General features: G+C 67.6%; 12 protein-coding genes. All 12 read right to left on the minus strand.

Features of this window, described 5'->3' with window-relative positions; all coding sequences use genetic code 11:
• Positions 1–3: 3 nt before the first annotated feature.
• Positions 4–897 (minus strand): peptidylprolyl isomerase, encoded by an 894-nt coding sequence (locus I7X43_RS10715; RefSeq protein ID WP_198100921.1) that lies wholly within the window; start codon positions 895–897, stop codon positions 4–6.
• Positions 894–2,282, minus strand: a complete 1,389-nt coding sequence (locus tag I7X43_RS10720; RefSeq protein WP_198100922.1) for a TolC family outer membrane protein — start codon at positions 2,280–2,282, stop codon at positions 894–896. Before I7X43_RS10720 ends, I7X43_RS10715 begins: the two co-directional genes overlap by 4 nt.
• 2 nt (positions 2,283–2,284) lie before the next feature.
• Positions 2,285–3,652, minus strand: coding sequence for an HlyD family type I secretion periplasmic adaptor subunit (locus I7X43_RS10725; protein WP_198100923.1), 1,368 nt, complete (start codon positions 3,650–3,652; stop codon positions 2,285–2,287).
• A gap of 47 nt (positions 3,653–3,699) precedes the next feature.
• Positions 3,700–5,445 (minus strand): type I secretion system permease/ATPase, encoded by a 1,746-nt coding sequence (locus I7X43_RS10730; RefSeq protein ID WP_246480339.1) that lies wholly within the window; start codon positions 5,443–5,445, stop codon positions 3,700–3,702.
• An 11-nt stretch (positions 5,446–5,456) separates the two neighbouring features.
• Positions 5,457–7,211 (minus strand): type I secretion system permease/ATPase, encoded by a 1,755-nt coding sequence (locus I7X43_RS10735; protein WP_310737556.1) that lies wholly within the window; start codon positions 7,209–7,211, stop codon positions 5,457–5,459.
• A gap of 57 nt (positions 7,212–7,268) precedes the next feature.
• Positions 7,269–7,940, minus strand: a complete 672-nt coding sequence (locus I7X43_RS10740; protein ID WP_198100924.1) for a hypothetical protein — start codon at positions 7,938–7,940, stop codon at positions 7,269–7,271.
• A gap of 39 nt (positions 7,941–7,979) precedes the next feature.
• Positions 7,980–9,398 carry a glycosyltransferase gene (locus tag I7X43_RS10745; protein ID WP_198100925.1) on the minus strand — a complete coding sequence of 473 codons (1,419 nt, stop codon included), beginning with the start codon at positions 9,396–9,398 and terminating at the stop codon, positions 7,980–7,982.
• A complete protein-coding gene (locus I7X43_RS10750) occupies positions 9,395–10,972 on the minus strand; it encodes a hypothetical protein (RefSeq protein ID WP_198100926.1) in 1,578 nt (525 codons plus the stop codon). Before I7X43_RS10750 ends, I7X43_RS10745 begins: the two co-directional genes overlap by 4 nt.
• Complete coding sequence (locus tag I7X43_RS10755; RefSeq protein WP_198100927.1) at positions 10,969–12,846, minus strand: acetate--CoA ligase family protein; 1,878 nt, start codon at positions 12,844–12,846, stop codon at positions 10,969–10,971. Before I7X43_RS10755 ends, I7X43_RS10750 begins: the two co-directional genes overlap by 4 nt.
• Positions 12,843–13,661 carry an NAD(P)-dependent oxidoreductase gene (locus tag I7X43_RS10760; protein WP_198100928.1) on the minus strand — a complete coding sequence of 273 codons (819 nt, stop codon included), beginning with the start codon at positions 13,659–13,661 and terminating at the stop codon, positions 12,843–12,845. Before I7X43_RS10760 ends, I7X43_RS10755 begins: the two co-directional genes overlap by 4 nt.
• On the minus strand, positions 13,658–14,893 hold the full coding sequence (locus I7X43_RS10765; RefSeq protein ID WP_198100929.1) for a glycosyltransferase: 1,236 nt from the start codon (positions 14,891–14,893) through the stop codon (positions 13,658–13,660). Before I7X43_RS10765 ends, I7X43_RS10760 begins: the two co-directional genes overlap by 4 nt.
• A gap of 97 nt (positions 14,894–14,990) precedes the next feature.
• Positions 14,991–19,391: beta strand repeat-containing protein (locus I7X43_RS10770; protein ID WP_198100930.1), on the minus strand; the 4,401-nt coding region annotated here is incomplete at its 5' end.

A 19,391-nucleotide genomic window follows, 5' to 3' on the forward strand; every position in this document is an offset into this window, starting at 1 on the left:
GGCTCAGCGAGACTGGCTGGCGAAGGTGATGGTCACATCGACCTTGGGGACGTTCTGCAGCGTGGTCACATTGCCCTCGATCGTGACATTGCGGGGCCCCGTTTCCACGGCGCCGATCGTGTCCACCACGTCAAGACCCGTCACCACCTTGCCAAACACCGCGTAGCCCGGCAGGGCCTCGCTTTGGAAATCAAAGTCCGGGTTGTCGCGCATGTTGATGAAGAACTGCGAGGTGGCGGTGTCCGTGCCGGCCAGACGCGCCATGGCAATCGTGCCCTGCAGGTTCTTGAGCCCGTTGTTGGACTCGTTCTTGATCGGCTCCTTAACCACGGTGATGGGCACCAGGGCCGTGCCAGTTCTGAACCCGCCCGCCTGGATCACTCCAAAGGCTGGATCCACCCGGTGGAACACCACGTTGCGGTAAAAGCCCTCGGCCACGTAATCGAGGAAGTTGTTCACCGACAACGGCGCCTTGATCGGATCCAGCTCCAGCACCATCGTGCCCTTGTTCGTGATCAACGTGACTTGGGGCGTCGGCACGTCCAGCGTCAACGTGCCCAGGCGCTTGCCAGCGGCGTTCTCCACCGTCACCAAGAGGGCACCGAGCTTGTCCACCTTGCAGGTGAAGGAGCGGCTGAACTGCGTTCCGCCCGTGGAGGCGGTGACGGCGCCACAGCCCTCGGGCACCACGACCTTGAGCCCATCGGTCAAGCCCCCCCCCGTCACCGACACCGTCATGGTTCGGCGGTAGCCCACCGTCGTGGCCGAGATTGAGGACACGGTTTCCTGGTTCTCCTTGTCGGCCAGGGCCCCGCCCCCGCCTCCACAGCCCACCAGGCTCAAGCCCAGGCCCAAGGTCAGCCCCCAGGACCACGCGCGTTGCAGATTCGTCTTCATGGTTTGTCCTTTTCTTGCGCAGCCGCGGCCTCCACCGGCGCGCCCGCCATTCCTAACCAGCGCTCGACCTCTTGAGCCACCTCAGCCGGCACCGTGCCGCTGAGCAGTTGCAACCGGGCGCGGGCCAGCACACCGTCAAGCTGTGCCTGCAGCAATTCCTTGCGCGCGTTGAAAAGACGGCTCTGCGCCTCCAACACATCCGCCGTGGTGCGCACGCCGGCCTGCAAGCCGCGCTGCACGCCCTCGACCATCAATTCGGCCGCGCGCACGGCGTCTTGGTAGAGGCCCACCCGCTCACGCCCGTTCAGCGCCGCCCAATATTGGCGCTCCACTTCAACCTGAGCCGTGCGGCGCTCGGCCTCCAGCTCGGCCTGGACTTTTAGCAGGTCGGACTGCGCGGCTTGAACCCCAGCATGGACGCCCCCGCCGTTGTAGATCGGCACGCTGAGCTGCAGGCCGTAGCTGCGCAGGCGGTTGCTTTGATTCAGGTTGCTGACCGACTCGTTGCTGCTGGTCTGCGCGCTGGCCACCAGGTCCAGGCGTGGGTAGTAGCCCGCCTGCTGGCGTTCCACCCCCATGCGCGCCACTTCCACGTTTTTCTCGCGCGCCTGGATGGCGGCATGGAAGCGCAGCGCATGGGATTGCCATTCGCTCAAGTCCGTCGGGTCCAACGGCATCAGCTGCCAGCTGGCGGACACCTTGGGCACCTCGTCCACCTCGGTGCCCGTCAGGCGCACCAAGCCAGCGCGCGCCACCCGCACCTGGTCGCGGGCCTCGCTCACGCGGGCCTGCACCAGAGCGTGCTGAGCGCGGGCGTCGGCCAGTTCGATGCGCGAGCCCTCGCCCCGCTGCAGGCGCTGCTCGGCACGGCTGACCTGCTCCTCAATCCAGCGCTGCTGAGCCTGGGCCTGGGTCAGCGCCTCCTCGGCCAGCAGGCGCTGCAGGTAGGCCACGGCCAGTCGGTCCAGCAGTTCATTGCCGCGCACGCGGTAGAGCGCGTCGGCCGCATCGGCCTGGCGCATGGCCTGCTTGTAGCGGGTGATGGCGTCGGCATTGAACAGCGGCGCCCGCAGCTGCAGCGCGTTTTGCGGGGCGATGTAGTCCACCGTCACCGTCACCGGCTGGTTGAGCGCGTTGGAGAAGTCGCGCTCCCCTTGGGTGCGCATCCGGTTGGAGCTCCAGGACAGCGTGGGCAGCAAGCCCGCACGCGCCACGCCCACGCCGTGGTGGGCGGAGTTGCGTTCGTGCCGCGCCGCCTCGAACTGGGCGTCGTGGCTCACCGCGGCGTCAAAGGCGCGCGCAAAGCCCAGCACCTCCGCGGTGGCACCCGCGCCCAGGCAAGCCAGGCTCAGCGCCAGGACCGTTTTACGCAAAGAGCCAGCCATACTCACTCCTCCTTCATGGCCGCTGCGATCCGCTTGGTCAGCGGGTGCAGCAGGTAGGTCAGCAGCGAGCGCTCGCCGGTGCGGATCAGCACCTCGGCCGGCATGCCGGGCTGCAGCTGGCGATGGCCCAGGGTCTTCAGGCCCTCAGGCGTCAGCTCCACGCGGGCGGCGTAATAGGTCTGCACCATCGAGCCCACCTGCTCCGTCACCGCATCGCCGGCCAAGCTCTTGAGCTTGGCATCCACCACCAGTTGGGGCGAATTGGCAAAGCCCGAGAAGCGCACCTCGGTGGCATCGCCCACGCGCACGCGGTCGATCACGTGGGGCGGCACCTTGACGTCCAGGATCAGCGTCTCGCCTGCGGGCACCACGTCCATCAGGCGCTGGCCGGGCGACACCACACCGCCCACGCCGCCCAACTGCAGGCCCACGATCTGACCGTCCATGGGGGCCACGATCTGGGTGCGCTTGAGTTCACCACGAATCGCGACCAGCTTTTCCTGGTTGGCCTGAACTTCGCGGCGCACATCGGTCAGCTGGGCCGAAGTCTCTTTCAGGTATTCCTGACGGCGCATCGCCATGCGCTGGCGCGTCTCGGCAATGCCGTTGAGTGCCCGTTGAATGTTGGCCTGCACGTCCGCCATGCCAGCACGCAGCTCGGCTTGCGACTGCTCCAGCTGCAAGGCCTGGTTGCGCGGTGCAAAGCCGTCGGCTGCCAGGCTCTTGACGTTGTTCAGCTGCTCGCTCTGGTAGCGCGCTTGGGCCTGGCGCCCCTCCAGCACGCCCCGCAGGCCGGTGACCTGGGCTTGCAGACCGCCGATGGCCTCTTCGCCCGCGGCCATCTCGGCCTGTTGGGCGGCCCGCCGCGCGTCGAACAGCTGCTGCTGCGCCATCATGTGCGGCTTGGCCGGCCCGTCAGCCGCGGCCAGCACATCGGGGTGGAAGCTGATGCGCCCCGCCCCGCTGAGTTCCGCCAGCAAGCGGCTTTCCATCGCGCGCTGGGCCAGGTAGGCCTGCTGGATGGTTTCGTAGCCGGCGCGGGTGGTGGCATCGTCCAGCACCACCAGCACGTCGCCCGCCTTGACGGGCTGTGCATCGTGGACGCGCAGCTCCTTGATCACCCCACCCTGCAAGTGCTGAATGGGCTTGCGCCGCGACTCCACGGCCACCGTACCCTGTGCCGAGACCCCTTCGTCCAGCGGGGCCCAGGCGGCCCAAGCCAGGAAGGCGCCAAAGCCCACCACCAGCACCCAGAACCCCAGGCGGATGGGACCGCGGGTGTCAGACAGCAGGGCCACGTCGGTGACGTCCACCGCCTCGCCGCTGTTGTTGCGGGGCGTGCCCGCCGTCGTCCCTTGGGAAGCGTTCATGCTCATCTCTCGTTTCAACTCGTCAATTCGTTGTGTTCGGCGGTGGCTCAGCCGGCAGCGGGCTTGAGCGCGCCGGGGCCGGCCAAGGTGTTCGCAAAACCCGCGGGTGCCGCGGGCGGGGCGGTTTGCACCTTCACTTCGGCGATCTGGGCGATCTGCCCGGCCTGTAGCACCAGCACCCGGTCACAGGCGACCAAGACCTTTTGCTGGTGCACGATCATGAACACCGTGCTGCCGCCGGCCTTCAGGTCGCGCACGGCGCGAATCAGTGCGGTCTCACCCACGTCGTCCAGGTTGGCATTGGGCTCGTCCAGCACCACCAGGCGGGGGTTGCCGTACAGCGCCCGGGCCAAGCCGATGCGCTGGCGCTGCCCACCTGAAAGCAGGCCGCCCGCCTCGCCCATGGGCGTGTCATAGCCCTTGGGGAAGCGCAGCACCATCTCGTGGATGCCAGTGCGCTGGGCCGCCTCGATGACCTTCATCGGGTCCATCTGCGCAAAGCGGGCAATGTTTTCGGCGATCGTGCCCTCGAACAGCTCGATGTCCTGGGGCAGGTAGCCGACATGGGGGCCCAAGGCCTCGCGCGACCAGCTCTCGATGGGCTGGCCATCCAGCAGCACCGTGCCCTGGGTCTCCGGCCAGATGCCCAACAGGCAACGCGCCAGCGTGGACTTGCCCGCGCCCGAAGGGCCGACGATGCCCACCACCTCGCCGGCCTTGAAGTCGGCAGTCAGGCCTTTGAGGATGGGCTCCTTGCGCGCGGGGGCAGTGGCCACGAGGTCACGCAGGCTGATTTGGCCTTGCACGGTTTGACCGGCATGCTCGTCGCCGCGGGGTGGGTGGGTCACCAGCAGCGCATCCAGGCGGTGATAAGACTGGCGAGCATCAATGAACTGCTTCCAGGTCGCCACCAAGGTGCCGATGGGGCGCATGGCGTTAGAGGCCAGGGCATTCGAGGCCACCATGGCGCCCACACCGATTTCGCCTTTCACGGCCAGCCAGGCTCCCAGGCCCAGCATCAGCGACTGCTGGGTGTACTGGATGAACTTGACCGTGGCCTGGATGCGGTGCTGCAGGTGCATGGCATCACCCTGCTGGGCCAACTGCGCTTCATAACCAGCCTGCCACTGGCGGCGCAGGTTGCCCTGCATGCCCAGGGCCTCAATGGTCTCGGCGTTGCGCAGCTTGCCCACCAAGAAGCTGGTGGAGCCGCTGGTCGCATCGTTCGCCGCCTCGACGCGCTGCGCCGAAATGCGGTGCGACCAGACCGCCACAAGGGCCAGCACGATACAGGCCACCACCGCACCCCAGCCCAGCAGCGGGTGCATCAAAAAGAGGACGCCGATGTAGATCAAGGCCCAGGGCGTGTCGAAGAACGCGAAGACCCCGTTGCCGGTGAGGTACTGACGCAGCATCACCAAGTCGCCGAAGGCCTGCAGCGGTTTGGCCGAGGAGCCGCCCAGCCGCGCTTCGAAGCTTGCGTCGAACACCCGGGTGTTGAGGAACTGGTCGAAGCGCACGCCAGCGCGCACCAGCAGGCGCGAGCGCACCCACTCGGAGAAGGCCATGACGGCGAAGAACAGCACCGTCACCAAGGTCAAGGCAATCAGTGTCCAGCCACTGCCCGACAACATGACGCGGTCGAACACCTGCAGCATGTACAGCGTGGGCGTCAGCATCAGCACGTTCACGAACAGGCTGAACACCGCCACCCAGATCAGTTCCTTGCGGAAGCCCTGCAGGCTGCGGCGCAACACCCCAGTGCCGCCGTCCGTTGCCTTCATTTCACTCATCCCCGATTCCTTCATGCTGCGCCCCCGACCTTGATGGGCATCGCCATGGCGGCCCCAGGCTTGGGTGCCGCTTGGGCGGCTTGGGCCGCACCTTGTTGCGCGGCCTTGTTCAACTGCGCCATCACCTCGTCTCGCGGGCCGAAGGCCGCCACCTGGCCGTCGCGCAGGATCAGCAGCTTGTCGCAGGCTGGCAGCACGGCCGTGCGGTGGGTGATCACCACCACCGTGGCCTTGCGGGCCTTGAGCGTCAGCAGCAACTGCACCAGGGCCTTTTCGCCGGCCTCGTCCAGGCTGGCGTTGGGTTCATCCATGACGATGAAGCTCGGGTCACCATAGATTGCCCGGGCCAGGGCCACGCGCTGGCGTTGGCCACCCGACAGCACGGCGCCGTCTTCACCCAGCTTGGTTTCCCAGCCCTCGGGCAGGCTCTGAACCCATTCGGTCAAGCCGACCTGGGCCGCGGCCCGCTCGACCTTCTCCAGGTCCACCTTGCCGAAGCGGGCGATGTTCTCGGCCAGCGTGCCGTCAAACAGTTCCACGCCCTGCGGCACATAGCCCAGGTGGGGCCCCAGCTTCTCCTTCGGCCAACCGTACACGTCGGCCCCATCCAGGCGCACCGTGCCCGAGAGCGTGGGCCACAGGCCCACCATCAGGCGCGCCAAGGTAGTCTTGCCGCTGGCCGACGGGCCGATCACCGCCACCACCTCGCCAGGGCTGACCGCGAAGCTGGCGCCACGGATGATGGGCAGTTGCGAACCCGGGGCCGCAGCCAACACGCCTTCGACGCTCAGCTGGCCCTTGGGCGGCGGCAACTCCATGCCCTCCTGGCCTTCAGGCACGGCGGCCAAAAGGCTGTCTAGGCGCCTCCAGGAATCGCGGGCATTGACCACTAGGCGCCACTGGCCCACGAGCTGAGTCAAGGGCGTCAGCACCCGACCACCGAGGATGGAGGCCACCAGCATCATGCCGCCCCCCCCCGCCAAGTCGCCCTGCAAAGTAAGCCAGCACGAGGCCCCCAGCAGCAGCGAGCCCTGCAGGCCCTGCAGCATCTTGGACACCGCCGTGTTCAGGCCGGCGCGGTCAGAGGCCGCAGCTTGGTTGCCCAGCATGCCCTCCTGGCGCTTGAGCCAGCGCAACCGGATGGCGCCCAGCATGCCCATGCTCTCGATCACCTGGGCATTGCGCAGGCTGGCGCCGGCGTAGCCCTGCGCCTCGATCGAGGCCTTGTTCGCCTCCATCAGCATGGGCATGGTGTAGCGCTCGGTCAACCAGGCAATCACACCCAACAGCGCCGCGCCCAATGCTGCCAGCACCCCCAGCCAAGGACTGATGGCCGCTACCAGGACCAGGAACACCAGCGAAGCCGGCAGGTCAAACAGCGCCGTCACCACCGGCGTGGCCGCCGCGTCGCGCAGCGTGCGCAGGTCGGAGAACACCTGCACGCTGCCGCCCGGCTGCTTGCGCAGTTGCTGGCGGAAGGCGGCATCAAACAAGCGCAGGCGTAGCCGCGCGTCCAGGTTCAGGCCCACCTGCTGCAACAGCCGCAGACGTACCACATCCAACAACTCCATGACCACGTAGGCCGCCACCACCATCACGGTCAGCATCAGCAAGGTGGTTTCGTTGCGGCTGTTCAGCACACGGTCGTAGACCTCCAGCATGTACCAGGTGGGCGCCAGGAACAGCAGGCTGGTGACCAGGCTGTAGCCCGCCACCCGCGCCAGCAGGGGCGATTGGGCGCGCAGGCCTTCGCGGAGTTCAGACACGGGCGCTTGGCCCGGCTGGGGCATTCGAGGGGGTGCAGACATTCGGGTTCAGTCCAGTCAATCGTGAGGGGCGGCGCGTGGCGCCTCCCCCATCCGGGCCGGCGCTAGGCGCGGCGCATTTGGGTCGTCGGGGGTCACCAGCAGGTATTCAGGCCACTGGGGGCCATTGGCATCAGCTTCGAGCGCCTCCGCCGCGTGCTCGTCCTCGCCTTGGGAAAAGGCAAAACTCAGCTCGAAGCCCTCGCCGCGACGCGCCAACACCACCTCGCGCAGGCGGCCCTCGTGCAGCAACGCCTCCACGTCCGAGTCCATACGCACGTCAAATCGCATGCGTCCATCCAGAGTGAACAGCGACAACACACCCTCTTTCAGGCTCAGGGTGTGGCGATCGAAGTACACGGGCGAGGAGTCCGCAAACTGCAACAGTGGTAAGGCGCGCTCACCCAAGCGCTGCACATTGAAGGGGCTGGCGCGGTGTTGGTACACCAAACGTGCCGAGCGGCTCACCGAGTAGATGGCGTTGCACACCATTTGCGAGCCCAGCTCCGGAAACTGCTCGCGCAGCTGCTTGTAGGCCATGTGGTGTAAGGCGACGCGGTTCCAGCAGCGCGTTTCGCGCACCTTGGGCGCCAGCGCATTGCAGGCCCGCGCAAACGCCTGCTGCAACGCCACCAGCCGTTGGCGCTGGGCGTCGTTCAGGTGCAGGGCGATGGACGCGCGGGATTTCATATAGGACGGCAGTATAGCGCATCCTATATGAATGTTGTCCTATATGAAGTTTTGCCGCACCTCCGGCCAGAAGCGCATCACGCCACACAGTTCGATGTCGATCGCCCCCACATTGGTGAAATCCCCCCGGGTCTGCGCCAAGCGCTGCAAAAAACGCTGGGTGCGCTCCGGGTGCGCGGACAAGGCCTGCAGCGCCTGCAAGGTGGCCGCAAACGTAGGGGCGCTGCGATCGTGCAGGTCCAGGAACCAGCGCTGGGCGGTGTCAATCGCCTCCAAGGCCGCTGGGGCCGTCAAGGCCGGGGGCAAGCGCATCTGCCAGCGCTCGACTCCAGCGCCCGCCGGCGGTGAGCCCTCGGGAAGGCGTTCCCAGTCCGGATCCCACTGACCCGCCACGAGGGCCAGAAAGCGCTCCGCATGGGCCTGGTAGCGCCCAAAGGCCTGCGGCACCCGGCCCTGGCGGCCCTCGACCGCGGCGAGCAAGTCAGCGCCCGAGAGGTGGCCCAGCGAGTGGTCGTGGTGGGTGTCGAACACCAGACCCGGGTGGTAGTGGACCGGCACCAGCGCCTCGCCTGGCACCAACTCCGGAGCCGCTGCGTGTTGGCCCCCGATGACGGGAATGCCGGCGAATGAGGCCTCGATCAGCACCCGGCCCAGGGTCTCCAGGTTGGAGGTGCTGGGGAACAGCATCACGTCCATGCGCCCCAGCACGCCCCAGACTGCGGCGTTGGGAAGCGCGCCACAGTGCTCGAAGGCACTGGGCGTGACGCCCTGCTCCGCCAAGGCCGCACGCACCCGCTCGGGGTGACAGGAGGCCGAGTGCACGTCGCCGCAGGCCAGCAGGAGGTGCCGGCCCGGCTGACGGCGCTCCAGCGCGATCAGCAGCTGAACCAGGTCGGGAAAGTTCTTGTCTTCCGAGAGCCGGCCCAGGTAGCCCAGCACCTGGCGACCCAGCGGGTCGGGCACGCGCGCCGGCGGTGAAGCGGGGAAGCCCACCGTCAAGGGGTAGCACAGCGGCAGCGGGTGCCCCGCCAGATGCGGGAAAAAATGACGGTACAGCGACTGCGTGTAGACGCTCGCCACCATCAGCACGTCGCCCTCGCGCAGCAGTGGCGCGCACAGGTGCTCCTGCAACAGATAGCTGCTCCACATGGCGGTGCGCACGTCTCGGATCACCCTGTAGCGCAAGCCCAGCCGCTCGCGCAGCGCCAGGTAGTAGTGCGCGTGCGGGCCCACATTGGCCACCACGCAGTCCACGTCCGCCAAGGCTTCGGCGGCGTGGTCGTCGCTTCGCAGCAACGCCAGCAGGTCGTGGAAGCGCACGTCCAGCCCCACCGCTGCGGGTGAGCGCAACAGGGCTGCGATGTTCTCGTGCGCCAGGTTGACGCCGTCCTTCTGCGGCAGCAGCGGATCGGTGCGGTAGTCATGCAGCGCCACCCGAGGCCGGGCCACTGCCCTCATGGCATGGCCTCGGCTTGGCGGGCCGCTCTCAACTGCGCCATCAAGCGGCTGCCAAAGGCCGCCAGGTCCAAGCGCTCGCCCTCGGCCCAGGGGCCGGGAAGGTTGAGCCCGTAAGCCGGGTTGAGCACCTCCGTGCCATGGGCCACATGCCCGCCGGAGCGAAAAAACGGCAAGGGCCCGAGGCGCCCCAGCAGCGGGCACTCGGCCCGGTCGGTCGGCGTCTCACCGGCCCAACAAACGATCAAGTCGGGCGGTAGCTCGGGGTGCTCGTGCGGGGCCCGGCGCGTGCGCTGCAAACGCTGCACCAGGGGCTGGCCCGTGCGACCGTCGCGCAAGCCGCGCAGGCCCTGCTCCAGTTGCGCCAAGGTGGCGTCATAGTCGGCCGGCGCGACCTGGCCATTTGCCTCGCGGCCCTGCACATTCAAGCGCACATAACCATCGGACACCGAGGGCAAGGCAAAGACTTTCATCTGGGGCCACAGCGGCTGGTACCAGCGTGCCGGGTTCCAGCTCAGGGCCTCGCCCTGGGCCTCCAAATCTTGGGGCGAGCTCAGATGGGCCCGGCCCCAGGGCGAGCACTGGCCCCAAATCACTTCCTTCCAATGCCGGTCAGCCGGCCAGACCGGCGGCGCCCCGGCGGGCTCCCCGCCCACCAGCGCCACCCGACCCGGAAAGTTCCAACGCAGCAGCCACTCGGGCAAAAAGGCCATGGTCGGCAGGTCCATGGTGTTGGCCACCGTATGGTCCAGTGTCAGCACCGCCAGCGGCTGCCCGGGCGCCAAGGCCGCGCGAACCTGGCCAATGCTCGCGTCAATGGCCTGCATCACCCTCATCACCGCCCCCCGCTCGGCATCTGCCGCGTCCGCAGCCGGGTGCGGGCGCTGCCAGTGCCAGAGGGCGTGGTTGGCACTGTGGCCTTCGACGATGGCCGCCAGCACCAAATCCCAGGGCCCGCGCTGCAGCAGGTCCAGCAGGATGGCCGTGCGCCGTTGCACCGCCTCCACCAGGTTGGACGCAAAGCGTGCCGTGCCCACCGGGTCGTACAGGTTGGGCATGCGGTAGCTGCGCTCGGGCGCGCCGGTGCGCGGGTCTCGCACGGCCATCGAGGTCACCAGCTTGGGGTCGGCGCCATGGCGCTGCAGCATCTCGTCCATCAGCCCGGGCGGGTCCGACAGCGCCGCCGCCGCATTGAGCTCACTGCCCCAACCGCTGAGCTGCAGCCCCGGCAAGCCCGGCACCAGCGGGCCGAGCAGGTCAAAGGTGCAGACGCGCAGATCGGCCTGGGCGTAAAACGGCGGCTGCAGCGTCGCGGCGCCGCGCTGAGGGGACTCGTTGAAGTAGGCGTAGCGCGCCGGGTCGAAGCTCGAACCGCAGTGCGGTTGGTCGGTACCGGTGAGGAAGATTTCCCAGCAGCGCTCGTTGCGGAATTGCTTCTGATGGACCAGGGTCAGCGTCTGGCCTGCCTCTTGAATGCGGCGCAGCTGGGGCAGATGCCCCGCTGCCAGCGCCTCGTTCAGCAGCTCGGTGTTGAAGCCGTCCAGGCACAGGACGACCGGCCCCGCCGTGGCGCTCATAGTCGGCTCCCTTGCGTCCACTGCAGGGCCTGCACACGCGCCGCATGGGGCTGCGCCAGGGTGCAGGCCTGGTGCCAGCGGGCGCGGTCCGCACCGGTCAGTCCGGCGGCAGCATCTGGCAGCAAGAGCGTCTGCAACCAGGGCGTGGGCAGGCCGCGGCCCAGCACCTCGGCATCACTCAACACCAGCACGGCCGCCTGCAGCGCCGGGTGCTGCAGCAGCACCTGGGCTTGCTCCCAAGCGTCACTGCCCGCCCCCGTCGCCGGCGCCGGCCGCGGCCAACCCAGGCGCTGCCCCGCGCTCCAGGCGTGGCCGGGCGCCGACCAAGCCGTGCAGCCCAGCGTTTGCGCCAGCGCCTGGAGGTGGCGCGCCGTCGGCCAAGCCAGGGCCTGCGGCCACAGCAGCACGTGCACCTGGACGCGCTGCGCCGGCGGCACCCAGGCGGCCAGCAGGTCCCGGTAGAGGCCAGGGGTGTCGCGGTAGCCCAGCTGCGGCTGGGCATTCACCTCGCAGATCACCGCTTCCTGGGCGTGCCAGGGCTGGGCGATGTCGGCGGCAATCAGGTCGATGCCCGCCAGGTCCAGGCGCAGCGCTGCGGCGGCCCGCACAGCCAGGCTCACGTTGTCCGGGTGCACCGCCGAAAGCGGCACCAGGGCATGCGTACCGCCGGTGGAGATGTTGGCCTTGCGGCGCAGGCGCACTGCTTGACCGGCAGCCAAGACCGTGTCCGGCGCCAAGCCCTGCTCGGCCAGCAAGTCCAGGGCTTCGGCATCCAGGCTGACGCGCGGCGTCCCGCTGCGGCGGAACGCACGCAGGTTCTCGGTCGTTTGGCCCAGGCGCTCGACCAGGACCGCCACCGTGTCCTCTCCCGTGCCGACGATTTGGGCCGGGCGCCGGTGCATCACCTTGATCAGCTGGCCCTGCACCACGGTGAGCCGGTAGTCCTCGCCCCGGCAATGGCGCTCGATCAGGATCTCGGCCGAATGCTGGCGCGCCTCGCGGTAGTGCGCGCGCACCTGGGCTTCGGTGGCCAGCTCGGTGAACACCCCGCGGCCCTGATCCTGGTCATTGGGTTTGACCACGATGGGCCAGCCCAACTGCCCGGCCGCCTGCACGGCCTCGGCCTCGTCGCGGACCAGCCGGTGCTGCGGCGCAGGCAGGCCTGCCCGGCGCAGCACCGTGGCCGTGTGCAGCTTGCTGCGCGCCAGCGACACGCCCAGCGACGGCGTGCGGTCGGTGATTGTGCTGCTCAACCAGCGCGCACCTGCCCCCAGGCCGAAGGCATGGACGCCGCTCACCAGCAAGCCGGCCTCCAACTTCAGCTCGCGGGCTGCGGCCAAAAAATGCAGCACATTGGTGCCGCCCACGCCGCAGGGGCGCAGCGCCTGGCGCAACGCCTGCAAGGCCGGCGCCCACACCTCGGGGCCGGTCTTGGGCGCGTCCAGCACCGTGCCCAGCTGGCGCAAGGCCCAAGCCAAGCTGTGCTCAAAGGCGACGGTATGGCCCACGGGCAAAACCCAGGTCCATGCCGCGCCGTCGGCTGCATCCGCCGCAGCGGCCTCCGCCAAAACGGTTTGACAGGGACCGAACACGGGCACGCCCTGCTCGCGCTGCACGGCCGCCATCCAGCGGTGCAGCCACGCCAGCACCCAGGGTTGGGCGGCCGGCGCGGGCGGTGTGGCCTCCGGGTGCGGGTCCGAGACTTCGACCTCCAGCCAGTCGGTGAGCGCTTGCACCGCCGCGGGCGTGCAACCCTCGGGCAGACGCAGGCGCAGCTCGGCCACGGCCACGCGTTGGTGCACGCCATGGCCGCTGCCATCCAGCACGCGCAGCGGGCCCCGCCAGCGCAAGCCTGTGAACCCCCGAGCCGTCATGCGGACGCCCCTTCCGACTGCTGCCGGGCGGCAGCGGCCACCCACTGTTCAAACGCCCGCGCCCCGCCTTGCGCCGGCTGCGGGTCCTCGCCCAAGGCCTGGGCCAGTTGGGCCAATTCCGTCATCTCGCCAGCAAAGCGCCAAGCCTTGGCCGCCAAGCGCTGCCGCCGTGCGGGGTCGCTCAGCGCGCTGGCCGCCGCTGGTCGATCGGCCAGCAAGGCTTGCAGCTCGGGGCTTAGCCCGGCGCGCCCGGCCAGGGCCCAGGCCCACAGCTCCAGCGCCAGGGGCAGCTTGTTCAGTGCCGAGTGCAGCAGCTTGAGCGTGCTGGCGGCGCCGGGCTCCGCCCCCAGTACGGTGGGCAGGAGCACGGGGGTTTCCAGCAGCGGTGCCAGCGCTGCTGCATCAGGGCCAGCAAGCAGCAGCTGCGTTGGCGCGGCCTGCCCCGCTTTCGGCGGTGGCCCCACCAGGGCGGCATCCAACACCCGCGCCCCACCCGGCTGCAGGCAACGGACGATTTCGGCCAGGGTGTCGGGGGCAATGGCGTTGGCCTCGATGTACAGGCCCTTAAACCCGCAGTCCGCCACGCGTGTGGCAATGTCCAGCGCAGCATGGGGCGGCGCCACCACCAGTAATGTGTCGACCTGCGCGCACAGCTGCGCAAGGCTGCCGCAATCACGCAGGCCCTGGGCCTGAGCCCGCGCCGCTGAAGCCGCACTGCGCCCCTCCGAGGCCCAAGCCACCGCATGGCCGCGGCTCCACAACTGCTGCGCCAGGGCCGAGCCCATCTCGCCCGGACTGAGCAAGCCGATGTTCACAGGCCGGCCAAGCTTTCCACCCACGCCTTTTGCGCGGGCAGGCACACCGACTGCAGGTCGTACTTCGCCCGTGCGTCGGCCCGGGCCGCGGCGCCCAGCAGGGCGCGGCGCTCGGGCTGCTCGCACAGGCCGGCCACCGCGTCGATCAGCGCCTCGCGGTCAAAAAAGTCCACCAACACGCCGTTGCGCCCGTCCTCGATGGCCTCCAGCAGCGGTGCCGTGCGGCTGGCCACAATGGCGCAGCCCGTGCTCATGGCCTCAATCAGGCTCCAGCTCAGCACGAAGGGGTAGGTCAGGTAGACGTGAACCGTCGACACCTGCAGCAGCTTGAGGAAGTTCGGGTACTGCAAATGCCCCACGAAATGCACCCGTGCAGAGTCGATTTGGCCCGCCACCTCGTTCAGGTAGATCTCTTTCCAGGTCTGGCCGGCGGGCGGGCGGGCGCCGTAGCTGACGTCATTGCCGCCCACGATCACGATCTGCGCCTTCGGGCAGCGCCGCATCAGCTCGGGCAAGGAGCGCATGAAGACGTGGTAGCCGCGGTAGGGCTCCAGGTTCCGGTTCACAAAGGTGATGACCTCGTCCGCGCGGCTCAGCACCTTGCCATCGGGTAGCGCGAAGCGCGCCTGGGCGTCCGGCCGCACGCGTTCGGTGTCCACGCCGTCGTGCGCCACCGTGATGCGCGAGCGGAAGGGCTCCGGGAAGGTGCTGCGCTGCCAGACCGTGGGCGAGAGCCCGGCCTGCGCGAACTCGAAGTGCAGCGTGTTGTTGGCGTTCTTGACGCGTAAGCGGGCGGCTTCGATTTCGGGCTGCGCCACCGGGAACTCCGGGTCAAAGCCCACGTCCGAACCCGGCCCCGCGCCGTAATAGAACTCGCAGTACAGGCCCATCTTGGCGGCGGGCCAGACGTCGTGCAGGAACAGGCTCTCCCCCCAGCCCGGGTGCGCCACGATCACCTCGGGCGTGTAGCCCTGGCGCTTGAGTTGAAGGGCAGCGCGCAGCGCGCCCTCGCCGCGAATGACCTTGGTCTCAAAGTCCGCCACCCAGGGTTGGATGTTCGGCGAGGTGCCCCGCCTCACGCCGTAGCGCATCACGCCAATGCGGGGGTGCAGCTTGGGCAAGTCCTGCCGCATGGTCATGACCCGCACCTCGTGCTGCGGGTTGTTCGCCAGGATGGGGGCCAGGTGCAAGAACTGGCCGGGAAAATTTTGGTGAATAAACAGAATTTTCATCGTCGATGGGGCGTCTTTACCTTCCCAAAAATGAAAAAGCCCCCGCCGAAGCGGGGGCCTGGTCAAGGTACCGGGAGCCCGGTACGGTTCTTACGCCTTAGGCAACATGGAGGATATCGCCGTTGTCGAAGGCACCCGCACTGGTGGCACCAACGAGAACAATCACCTGCTCAGCAGTTCCGTCCAAGTCGGCGTCATAGATCAAGTAACCCTGCGTACCACCCGTACCGTCGTACACAAACGTCCATTCGCTGGCCCAGGCACCCAAGCCGCCGTAGTAGGCCAAGGCTGCCGCGACCGTAGCGATGTCGTCACCGCCGGTTGTGGAGGCGTCAATCTCGCTGTAGGAACCCACGACCCAGTCACCCGCGCCGAGACCGGCGAAGTGGAGATCATCGGTGGCGCTGTTGAAGTCGGTGATGATATCGGCGGTGCCAGCGGTTACACCCGAATCGCTCAAGGCGTTAAAACGGAAGACGTCCGAGCCAGCCCCGCCGGTCATCGAATCAGCACCGCCCCCGCCGGTCAGGCTGTCGTTTGCAGCGCCACCTGTCAGCGTGTCGTTGGCCGTGCCACCGGTCGCCGTGATGGCCACCGTCGCCGCAGCGCCGTTGACCACCAGCACGCCGGTAGCAATGGCATTGGTCACCGTGATGCCGGTGGCAAACGCAGCGCTCGCCGCGGCAGCCAGGGTCACGGTGCCCGTACCGGCAGCACTCAACGTCAGCACTTCCACGCCGGTAACGTCGGTGAAGTCCGCATCGTTCAGGGTCACGTTGCCGAGCGCGATACCGTTCCAAGCAACGATCGTGTCCGTGTTGGCACCACCGACGATCGTCGAGGATCCCACCTCAGCGCCTGCCCCTGCGTCGAAGCTGTAGGTATTGGCGCCTGCCCCGCCCGAGAGGTCGAAGCCCTCACCCGGGTTCAATCCGGCCGTCAGATTGAAGGTGTCAGCCCCCGTTCCACCGACCACGCTCAGCACACCAGCCGCCAGTGCATTGGCATCTAAGGAGATGCTGTTGACGCCATTGGCCAAGATCACGCGCTCGACTGTGGTCTTGTTCGCGAATTGGGCATCGGTAATGGTCAACCCATCCGCCGTGAACACGATGCTGTCGGTGTTGTTGCCGCCGTCGACCGTGTCCGCAGCAAAGAGCGCTGCTGACGCGAACTGGAAGGTGTCGTCACCGTCACCGCCCGTGAGGGAGTCCGCACCGGCACCGCCAGTGATGCTGTCGTTGCCAGCACCGCCGGTCAGCGTGTCATCACCATCACCACCCGTGATGGTGTCCGCAAAGGCCGAACCCACCACGCTGTCGTTGCTGCCGTCCGAGCAAATGACCGTGTAGCCATTCGGGCCGCCGGCATTGGTCAGATCCACACCGTTGGGCGGGAGCGCCAAGGTGATCACTGCGGTGCCCGCATTGGTGGTTGCGGCCGTGGGGGTCCACAAGAAGCCGCCACCGACCGTGATCGAGATGTTGGCCGTCGCACCCGCAGACACCGCCACGTCGTCGTGCGCCGAGTTGTCATCCATCACCACGGCATCGGTACCCGCAGTCACGTTGATCAAATCAGCACCCGCGCCGCCGGTGATCGAGTCATTGCCGGCGCCACCGCTCAGGGTGTCGGCACCTGCGCCACCGTTGAGGGTATCCGCCTGGCCCGATCCCGTCAGCGCAGCCGCTGCCCCACTGTTGGTCACCGTCCAGCCGTTCGCGCCGGTTGCCGCCGTGAGGTCAACCGCAAAGCCCGCAGCATCCACCGAAGCGGTGCCGTCGTTGCTGGTCGTGGCCGTCGGCGTCCAGGCCGCCGTCACGGTGCCGCTCAGCGTGGCACCAGCGCTGACCACCACTTCGTCACCACCCGCCAGATCGGTGATGGTGTCGGTACCCGCGTCCACGTTGATGGTGTCGTTGCCAGCGCCCGAGGTGATCGAGTCGTTGCCCAGGCCGCCCGTGATCACGTCCACGCCAGCGCCTGCGCTGATCGTGTCGTTGCCAGCGCCACCGGTCATGGTGTCAGCTTGGCCCGAACCCGTCAGCGCAGCCGCAGCCCCGCTGTTGGTCACCGTCCAGCCGTTGGCACCACCCGCCAGGCTCAGGTCCACCGTGAAGCCAGCGGCGTCCACGTTGCCCGTGCCGGCGTTGGTGGTCGCAGCCGTGGCCGTCCACGCCGCCGTGACCGTGCCGTTGGCCGTCGCACCGGCGCTGATCACCACCACGTCCGAACCGGCGAGGTCGGTGATGGTGTCGGTGCCAGCGTCAACGTTGATGGTGTCGTTGCTAGCGCCCGAGGTGATCGAGTCGTTGCCCAGGCCACCCGTGATGCTGTCCGTGCCCGTACCGCCCGTGATGGTGTCCGCACCCGAACCACCGGTGATGGTCGAAGCGCCAGTTGCAAACCCGTTGATCGTCAGGTTCTCGGTCTGGTCACCCAGATCAACCGTCAAGCCGGTCACCGTCAGGTCAACTGTCTCAATGTTGGCAATCTGTGCGTCGCTGGCGTCGTTGAAAGCGGCGCCGATTTGCAGGGTGTCGGTGTTGTTGCCACCATCCAGCAGCGCATCGTCTTGCGCGCCAACCAGCGTGTCGTTGCCGTCACCGCCCATCAGGCTGTCGATGCCCGCACCGCCATTCAGGCTGTCCGTGCCCGTGCCACCCGTGATGGTGTCCGCACCCGAACCACCGGTGATGGTCGAAGCGCCGGTTGCAAACCCGTTGATCGTCAGGTTCTCGGTCTGGTCACCCAGATCGACCGTCAAGCCGGTTACCGTCAGGTCCACGGTCTCGATGTTGGCGATCTGCGCGTCGCTGGCGTCGTTGAACGCAGCGCCAATTTGCAGGATGTCGGCGTTGTTGCCACCATCCAGCAGGGCATCGTCTTGCGCGCCAACCAGGATGTCGTTGCCGTTGCCACCCATCATGCTGTCCACACCGGCGTTGCCGATGAGGGTGTCAGCGTTCACACCACCGGTAATGGTGTCGTTCCCGGCGCTGCCGTTCACGCTCACCACACCATTCACCGCAGCAATCACAGCTGCCGTGAAGGTGTTGCCCACCATGGTGACATTGAGCTGGTCACCTGCGCCCATGACATCCGACCCAGCAACACCCGAGAAGACGTCGGTGCCATTGCCCCAGTCGGTGATGGTGTCGGTTTCAGCACCTGCATCGCCGTTCAGCGCGAAGGTGTCATTGCCCGCGCCGCCGGTCATGCTGTCGTTGCCTTCGCCGCCATACAGGGTGTCCGCGTTGGCGCCACCGGTGATGGTGTCATTGCCCGCAAAACCGTAGTAGAGGCCAGCGCCGGCCACAGGGGCCTGGGTGTTGCTGAGGCCCGTTCCGACGACGACCATGACCTGATCGCCATCGGCGTTCAGGACGGCGGTGTCGGCGGTGCCATCGGTAACCACCAGGTCGTACTGGGTTTGCGTGCCCAGAGCCACCAGGTTGATCGGCGTCGCAGCACCGTCATTCACCGCGCCTTGGATCGCAGCAAACGTCGGCGCCTTGAAGGTCAAGACATCGCCGTCATCCGGATCGTTGGCCGTGATCGTGAAGCCTGCCGCCGTCGAACCATCAAAGGTCACGACCGGAGCGTCGTTGGTACCCGTGATGGTCACCACCACGTCTTGCGTGTCCGAAGCCGTGCCGTCAGTCGAGGTGATCGTGTACGTCAGCACCAGGGTCTGGCCCACCGGCAGGAAGTTGAACGCCTCCGCACCAGAGTTGAAGGTCCAGGTGATGTTGTTCAGATCCGCAGCGTCGGCATTCACCGGGCCCGCGTTCACACCCATCATGGCCAGCAGCGTGGCGTTGACCGGCGTGCTGCCACCCGCGTAGGTGCCCGACGCCACAACCGCCGTCACCGAGTTGGTCACGGTGTTGCTGTCGTCCGCATCACGCACGGTCAGCGTGTCAGTCGCGGTCAGACCAGCGTTGGTCTCGGTCAGGCTGGCCGAGGCCGCGTCCACCGTACCGCCGGCTTGCACCGTGATGTCCGGCGCATCGTTGCTGCCCGTGATGGTCACCACCACATCTTGCGTGTCCGAGTCGCCGTTGTTGTCGGTCGAGGTGATCGTGTAGGTCAGAACCAGCGTCTCGCCCGCAGCCAGGAAGTTGAACGCCTCAGCACCGGAGTTGAAGCTCCAGGTGATGTTGTTCAGATCCGCCGAATCCGCATTCAACGGGCCGGCATTCACCGACATCATGGCCAGCAGCGTGGCGTTGACCGGCGTGCTGCCTCCCGCGTAGGTGCCCGACGCCACAACCGCCGTCACCGCGTTGGTCACGGTGTCGATGTCGTCAGCGTCCCGCACGGTCAGCGTGTCGCTGGCGGTCAGGCCGGCGTTGGTTTCCGCCAGAGCCACCGCAGCCGAGTCACCCGCTTGCAGCGAGATCACCGGGGCTTCGTTGGTGCCCGTGATGGTCACCACCACGTCCTGGGTGTCCGTACCGCCGTTGCCGTCATCGCTGGTGATGGTGTAGGTCAG

The organism is Inhella gelatinilytica, from assembly GCF_016093295.1.
Taxonomy (GTDB): domain Bacteria; phylum Pseudomonadota; class Gammaproteobacteria; order Burkholderiales; family Burkholderiaceae_C; genus Inhella; species Inhella gelatinilytica.